Source organism: Oleiphilus sp. HI0067, from assembly GCF_001635735.1.
In genome coordinates this window covers 1-947 of the sequence record NZ_LWFI01000135.1, presented here as the reverse complement: position 1 = coordinate 947, position 947 = coordinate 1, and the positions used below count along the sequence as shown (strand labels likewise).

Sequence of the window (947 nt, the reverse complement as noted above, 5' to 3'; positions counted from 1 at the left end):
GACCAGCATCAATCAAAACATAAAGCTGGTTAGCACTCCGATATAATGAAGAGAGGAAACTATGAGCACTGTAGAAGAGCGTGTAAAAAAGATTGTTTGTGAACAACTAGGTGTTAAAGAGTCTGAAGTACAAAATACTTCGTCTTTTGTTGATGACCTTGGTGCAGACTCTCTTGATACCGTAGAGTTAGTAATGGCGCTTGAAGAAGAGTTCGAAACTGAAATTCCTGATGAGGAAGCAGAAAAGCTTTCTACAGTTCAAGAAGCAATCGACTACATTATTGCTAATCAATAAGACTCGATTTGCTCTAGCAAACCGTCCATGGCGATAATGCTTTGGGCGGTTTTTTGGTTATTAAGTAAGTGTTTTTGTTATAGCTGCTGTTGGTCTTAATGCTGAGCTATAAAATCATAGGATGGAGATACCCATGTCAAAACGTCGCGTTGCTGTCACAGGTTTAGGTGCGTTAACCCCGCTCGGGAATACGGTTGCCGAAACTTGGGACAAACTAATAGCGGGAGAAAGTGGCATCGGTTTGATTGAGCGCTTTGACACGACAGATTTACCTGTAAAAATCGGTGGTGAAATCAAAGATTTCGATTTGTCAGAATACATTGATCGAAAAGAAGCGCGACGTATGGATGCGTTTATGCACTATGGCATGGTTGCTTGTATGCAGGCTGTGCAGGATGCAGAGCTCGAGTCCTTATCTGAAGAACAACTAAAACGGACAGGCGTTGCGGTAGGGTCTGGCATTGGCGGTATCGAAACGATCGAATGTACACGAGATACCTTCCATAAGTCTGGCTCTCGACGCGTATCACCATTCTTTGTGCCTAGTGCAATCATCAATATGATCTCTGGCAACGTTGCCATTAAGTATGGTTTTAAAGGTCCTAACATTGCGGTTGTGACGGCTTGTACGACAGGTACACACAATATTGGT

General features: G+C 43.0%; 2 protein-coding genes. Both read left to right on the top strand.

The genetic code is table 11. The features are described from left to right. Window positions 1-61 precede the first annotated feature (61 nt). Entirely contained in the window at window positions 62-295 is a 234-nt protein-coding gene (gene acpP / locus A3739_RS01800; protein WP_068479307.1) for an acyl carrier protein, read from the top strand. 133 nt (window positions 296-428) lie between these two features. Further along, window positions 429-947: beta-ketoacyl synthase N-terminal-like domain-containing protein (locus A3739_RS01795; RefSeq protein WP_304440241.1), on the top strand; the 519-nt coding region annotated here is incomplete at its 3' end.